The sequence below is a fragment of the Synechococcus sp. MU1655 genome (assembly GCF_023630655.1).
Taxonomy (GTDB): Bacteria; Cyanobacteriota; Cyanobacteriia; order PCC-6307; family Cyanobiaceae; genus Synechococcus_C.
On record NZ_JAKUHK010000098.1, the window covers coordinates 1 to 6,693 of the forward strand.

Genomic DNA, 6,693 nt, shown 5'->3' on the forward strand with positions numbered 1-6,693 from the left:
ATCCTGCTGGCCCTGGTCGATGGCAGACCCCAGCAACTCACGCTGCGGCAGCTCCTCCAAACCTTCCTGGATTACAGAGAGCTCACGATCATTCGGCGTACCAACTACGCGCTGCGCAAAACGGAAGATCGGCTTGAAGTGGTGGAGGGCCTGACCACCGCCCTCGCATCACTGCAACAGGTGATTGCCATGATCCAGGAGGCCAGAGATGCGGCCAAGGCAAGGGCCAGCTTGATGGTGCATTTCGATCTAAGCGAACGGCAGGCAGATGCTGTGCTGGCCATGCCACTACGCAGGCTCACAGGTCTGGAACAGGAAAGCCTGCGTAAGGAGGCAGACGATCTTCGGAAAGAAAGACAGCGACTCACCCTGCTGCTGGAAAACCGCGACCAATTGCTGGATGCCCTGATCCAGGAACTTCGCCAACTCAAAAAACGTTTTGCAACGCCAAGACGCACCAGGCTGGTCGAGGGTGGCGACCACTTGCTTGCTGAGCGGGCCGCCAGTCAAAGGCCCAATGCCGAACTACAGAGACGCCAGGCCCTGGATGCCCTCCCTAGCGATTCAAGACTGCTGATTCAAGACGATGGTCAAGTGAAAATCGTCAGTCCTCAGCTGCTGGGACGCCTGCATCTCAACGATCCAGTGCCCATGGGTGATGAACCATCTCCAGCCATTATCAGCCTGCCCATCCAGCCACCACCACGTCTCTTGGCTGTGACAGTGAGCGGTCGTGTAGCACTTGTGCGCTGGGAATTTGCTGGACAGCAGCAAGGAACCCTGGAGCGATTCCTACCCACAGCCCTTGAAGGCGATGAGGTGGTGTCCCTACTGCCTTTGCCCAATCCAGAGGATCTGGCCACCAATGAAACAAAATCCCTTGGACTGTTGACCAGTGATGGACGGTTCAAGCGGCTACCACTAAAAGACATCCAGGAATTGTCGGGGCGAGCAGCCACCGTTTTAAAACTAAAAGAAGGAGTGAGTCTGAAAGCTGCCTTGATCTGTCAAGACGGAGCTGATGTGGCCGTCATCAGCGATATCGGCAGAATTCTGCGTTTACAAGCAGGTGAAACCAATCTGCCTGTGATGGGCAAGTTGGCCCAAGGTCCCATCACCATGCGTCTGCTCCCTGGCGAACAGCTGGTCACCGCAATCGCAGGCCACGCTGAAGGGCCAACAACCATCCTGCTCGCGAGCCAAACAGGCCGTCTGCACTGGTTGGAACTCACGAGCATCCGGTCCTGCAAACGAGGCGATCTCGGAGAGATCGGCTGGGAGCTGAATTCAGAATCCACCCCTGGAAGCGAACGGATTGCTGCAGCTTGCCTCGCAGATTCACTCATTGGTGTGGTGACATCAAACGGACGTCACGGACGACTGAACGTGAATGAGCAGGATCAACTCACGCTCAAAGACAACGAATCAATCCTGCGATTGGTGCCCTTAATCAGCTGATCAGAGATTCGTTGCCGCCACCCCTGCTGGTTCAAGCATTAATTTGCTCGCCTTGATCGAGGCGTCCATGGGAACCGGATAGTTCCCATCGAAACAAGCTGTACAGAAATGTTCCGACTGAGCATGTGCAGCTTCCACCATGCCTTCCTTGCTGAGATAAGCCAGCGAATCCACCTTGAGATGCTCCTCAATCTCTTGCAGCGTGAGTCGAGCAGCGATCAATTGATCCTGTGTATCGGTGTCGATTCCGTAGAAACAAGGATGGGTGACCGGTGGAGAACTAATGCGCATGTGCACCTCAATGGCGCCGGCATCACGGAGAGCCTGAACCAATTTTTGACTGGTGGTTCCACGAACGATCGAGTCATCAATCACCAGGACCCTTTTGCCGGTTAAAACATCCGGGAGTGGATTGAGCTTCACGCGAATCCCGGCCTCACGCATCGCCTGAGTGGGCTGGATGAAGGTTCGGCCGACGTAGCGGTTTTTGATCAGTCCATCGGCATAGGGAATGCCACTGGTCTGGGAATACCCGATCGCAGCTGGAATTCCGGAATCAGGAACACCAATCACGAGATCCGCCTCAACAGCGGATTCACGGGCCAGAATCTGGCCGATGCGCTGTCGATAGCTGTAGAGCGATTCACCAAAGAAACGACTATCAGGGCGCGCGAAATAGATCATTTCAAACACGCACATGCGTGTGGTGGGTTCAATCCAGCGATGACGTTCTGGTGTGGGATCCCCGCAACGAAACACCACTAATTCTCCAGGTTCAACATCAGCAACGAACGGAGAACCAATGATGTCGAGCCCACAGGTTTCACTACTAAGAACCCAGTGCCCAAGATCTTGATCCCCGAGGTAGCCATACACCAGGGGGCGGATCCCATAACCATCACGCAAGCCGTACAGGGCATCTGGCGTTCCAATCACCAAACTGAAAGCCCCCTGGCACTGGGATGCGGCCGCTTTAATCCCCTCTGTCCAATCCAAACCCCCATCCACGGCCTGCTGCACCGCATAAGCGATCAACTCCGAATCCGTGGTGGATGTGAACTCCACCTCACCGTCATCCACCTGAGCTCGCAGCTCTGATGCATTCACAAGATTGCCGTTATGAGCCAGCGCAAAGGGGCCGAGACGGGTCATCAGGACCACGGGCTGGGCATTGCAAACCTTGCTACTCCCGGTGGTGGAATAACGGTTATGTCCCACGGCTAAACCACCAGGCATGCGCTCGAGCACGTCCTGATCAAACACCTGGCTCACCAAGCCCATGTCCTTATGGAGCCTGACCTTTCCTTCGTTGAAAACAGCAATACCAGCGGATTCCTGACCCCGATGCTGCAGGGCATAAAGACCGAAATACACCAGGTTCGCCACCGGCTGTTCCATGGCCTGAACAGCGAAAACGCCGCAGGCTTCTTCCATGCGATCGGGACGCTCTATTTCGAGCTGATGCACCGGCCGCCTCGACTTCGGATGGGTCTCAAGATTCTGCATCAAACCGCTCCGAGGCGACGGGGAACCGCTTGTTCGTATTGCTCTCGCAGGGTCTCAACGGCAAGATCAATCACTGGATGGTTCCCCACCGCCAATCGGAAACAACCATGGTCGGCAACGGTTCCAATCTCTGTCACAGGAACACGTTGATGCTCTTGCGAGATCAGCAAAGCGTGCCAGGCACTGTGCTGTTCTGCGCGAACCGTAACGACAATGCGTGCACCGCCTTCAGCAAACAAAACACGATCCAACCGAGCAGACCGATGGGGCAGGTTCAGGTCAACCCCAAGGCCAGAGGCCAGGGCACTTTCCGCAAGCGCTACAGCCAACCCACCATCACTGCTGTCGTGGGCTGAAGCCAACACTCCCTGGGCAAACGCCTGACGAACCAAAGCTTGAACTTGAATCTCCAATTCCAGATCCACGCTCGGGGGACGACCAGTGAGCAACCCGTGAACAACTCCCTGGTAGCTACTGCCCGCCAAGCCAACACTTTCATTCCCCTCCTCATCTGTGGAGACACCAAGCAGCACCACAAGATCGCCAGGTTGACGCCAAGCCAAACCTCCGGTGCGGTTGAGATCTTCCACCAGTCCCACCATGCCCACAACAGGCGTGGGGTGAATGGGCTGAAGACTGCCATCGTCCCCCCTCGTTTCGTTGTAGAGAGAGACATTGCCACCGGTGACAGGGGTGCCCAAGGCGCGACAGGCCTGGGATAGGCCGCGGCATGCCATCGCCAATTGCCAATACCCCTTGGGGGTTTCCGGAGATGGGAAATTCAGGTTGTCGGTCACAGCGATCGGCTGGGCTCCAACACAACTGAGATTGCGGGCAGCCTCAGCCACCGCTGCGATCGCTCCCCGCTCTGGGTCGAGCGCCACCCAGCGATTGGGACAATCCAGCGTGGCCGCAACGCCACGCTGAGACGTTTGCAACGATGCATCACCCTGTTGAGGACGGAGACGAACCACAGCAGCATCCGCACCACCGGCTCGAATCACCGTATTGGCCAGCACCTGCTGGTCGTATTGGCGATAAATCCAGCGCTTGCTGGCAATCGTAGGGTCATCCAGCAAACGCAGCAGATCCGCATTCCAATCGCGATCGATGGCAGGACTAGGAAGATCTGATTCACGCCAGGTCCAGTGCGTCTGGATGTCATCTGGAGGCTCAGACAGCAGCTCGTGCTTGTTGATCGGTGTGTCTTCAGCCAAAGCCCGGGCCGGAACTTCTGCCGCGACAGCACCGTGTTGCAACACCCTCACCACCGGCTCTTCCAAAACCCGACCGACGACCGCTGCCTGAAGCCCCCAACGCCGGAAACGCTGCATCAGCTGCTCCTCCCGACCTGAACGGACCACAAACAACATGCGCTCTTGCGATTCCGAAAGCAGGAATTCGTAGGCGGTCATGCCTTTTTCTCTTGCGGGCACCCGATCGAGGTCCAACTCGACACCGACATCTCCCTTAGCGGCCATCTCCGAACAACTACAGGTAAGACCCGCAGCACCCATATCCTGAGCAGCTACAACATCACCGCTTTGAAAGGCTTCCAGACAAGCCTCAATCAAGCCCTTCTCGAGAAAGGGATCTCCAACCTGCACAGCAGGGCGATCATCGAGTGAATCCGCGCTGAGCTCAGCGCTCGCAAAACTGGCACCTCCCATGCCATCTCTGCCCGTGGTACTCCCGACGTACACCACTGGATTACCGACCCCAGCGGCTCCCGAACGAACGATGTCATCCGTTTCCATCAGGCCCAGGGCCATGGCGTTCACCAAGGGGTTGCCCTGATACGACGGATCAAAGGCAACCTCTCCACCCACGGTGGGCACGCCTACGCAATTGCCGTAGTGAGCAATGCCAGCCACAACCCCTTCCACCAATCCACGGGTCGCTGGTTCGTCCAGTGGTCCAAAACGCAAGGCATTCAGCAACGCAATCGGCCTAGCGCCCATCGTGAAAATGTCACGCAGGATGCCACCAACACCCGTGGCAGCTCCCTGAAAAGGCTCAACAGCTGAAGGGTGGTTGTGGCTTTCAACTTTGAACGCCAAGCGGTGACCTTCTCCAAGATCCACCACGCCGGCGTTCTCGCCAGGGCCCACAAGGATGCGTGGGCCTTCCGTTGGGAAGCCACTCAGAAGGGGTCTGGAATTGCGGTAACAGCAATGCTCTGACCACATCACCCCAAACATGCCCAACTCGGCACGATTCGGATCCCGTCCAAGACGCCGCTGAATTTCGCTGTAATCCGTTTCGTTGAGCCCTTCCTGGCGCAGAACCGCCCCAAGATCAAATGCCGCAACCGCATGAGAGGACTGGGTCACAACCGATGAGTCATCTGTACCCAGTGTTGCCGACGATCAGACCCAAGGATCTTCCTCATGATCAGGCCAATCGTGTCGATCCCTTGAATGATTTCGAGCTGAACGGCCACGCTCACCCCCAGGCTCATCGGGCCAATCGCCATCATCCCAGTCATCTAATGGGTCGACAGTGGAAGATGCTGCTGACGGATAGGGAGAGGCAACGTCAGAGGCCGCAGGATGCTCGTCCCAAGGCGGTTCTTCTAACCAGCCCTCTAGGCGCTCACCAGCGCGATCTCCAAACTGCTGGAGCTGTTCCCTCCAATGCCTTGAACGCTGAAGAAAATCCTGACGAACACTGGCCCGAGCCAGAGGCAAATCATCGAGCTCATGGATAGCCGTGGACACCAAGCCAGGCTGTTGGTCAACGATTCGATCTGGCAACAAGCGCCAGCGACTGGTTCCAGGTAGGCGAGGGTCACTGCGTGCCACCAGGTAATGACTGATTTGCCCGCTCGCTGGCAAGAAAGCCAAATCGGCGATGATGCCAATCCTCTCTCCATCGGCGTTGAGAAGATCGGCATCCAGCAAGGTTGGCAACCGATCCAAGGTGATCTGATCAGCTTCAGCAGGAGCCCCCTTCACAAAAACCTGCTGGTCGTCGAATCCACGACATTGATCCAGTCGCCACACATCTCGACTGGTACGCAACGCAGACGGGCGACTCACCCAACCGAGCAACCGATGGACAGGCGGATGCATCCAAGCCATCACCCCTGGCCCATGATCAAGGCCTTGATCACAGCGCACCCGGTGGTGCAACAGATCGCTCAAGAGGAGCTGGTCCGGAACAGTCAAGAGGTCGTGAACGGTTTCAGGAACGGATCTGAACAGGCATCACCAGGTAGGTGAGTCCAGACTCATCATTGGTTGGGGTGAGGATCGCCGGCGTTGTTGGAGCGTTGCAAGACAACCTGATGCGATCACAATCCATGGCCTTGAGGCCATCCAGCACATAACGCACATTGAAGGCAATTTGTACGGCATCGCCGTTGATCTCGGCCGGTAACGACTCAGAACCACTACCCACATCTTGGGCATCAGCACTGATCTGAACCAATCCCGTGGCTGGTTCCGTAGCGATCCGGACCACATTGTTGTGTTGGTCAGCCAAGACTGCGATGCGTTCCAAAGCAGAGATGAAAGCCCGCCGATCCAGATCAATCGTGCGGCTAAAACCATCGGGAATCAGCTGGCGGTAATTGGGATAGGTCCCTTCCAGGGTGCGACTCGTCACCATCTGATCGGCCGCGAGCACGACGACCTGACCTCGCTCACAGAACAGGCTGACCGGATCATCGCCTTTCCAGCTCGCCATTAATCGCTCCACCTCACGCAGGGAGCGTGCCGGAAGCGT

The 6,693-nt window shown here is 56.9% G+C and carries 5 protein-coding genes; 1 reads left to right on the forward strand and 4 read right to left on the reverse strand.

What is annotated here, in order from left to right; all coding sequences use genetic code 11:
• On the forward strand, positions 1–1,458 hold a 1,458-nt coding region (locus NCN04_RS06065), incomplete at its 5' end, for a DNA gyrase subunit A (RefSeq protein WP_284498626.1).
• Here the strand turns inward: NCN04_RS06065 and purF are convergent.
• The 4 genes from purF to dnaN form a co-directional block, all read right to left on the reverse strand.
• A complete protein-coding gene (gene purF, locus NCN04_RS06070; protein ID WP_250395495.1) occupies positions 1,459–2,964 on the reverse strand; it encodes an amidophosphoribosyltransferase in 1,506 nt (501 codons plus the stop codon).
• Positions 2,964–5,297: a phosphoribosylformylglycinamidine synthase subunit PurL gene (gene purL, locus NCN04_RS06075; RefSeq protein WP_250395496.1), complete on the reverse strand. Its 2,334-nt coding sequence runs from the start codon at positions 5,295–5,297 to the stop codon at positions 2,964–2,966. Before purL ends, purF begins: the two co-directional genes overlap by 1 nt.
• Positions 5,298–5,333: 36 nt before the next feature.
• Positions 5,334–6,134 (reverse strand): RNA methyltransferase, encoded by an 801-nt coding sequence (locus NCN04_RS06080; RefSeq protein ID WP_250395497.1) that lies wholly within the window; start codon positions 6,132–6,134, stop codon positions 5,334–5,336.
• A gap of 16 nt (positions 6,135–6,150) precedes the next feature.
• Positions 6,151–6,693 (reverse strand): DNA polymerase III subunit beta (dnaN, locus tag NCN04_RS06085; RefSeq protein WP_250395498.1); only part of this gene is annotated, 543 nt, incomplete at its 5' end.

Coding starts and splice junctions, on each gene's coding strand:
- purF (WP_250395495.1), bottom strand. CDS start 2,964: ATGCAGAATCTTGAGACCCATCCGAAGTCGAGGCGGCCGGTGCATCAG.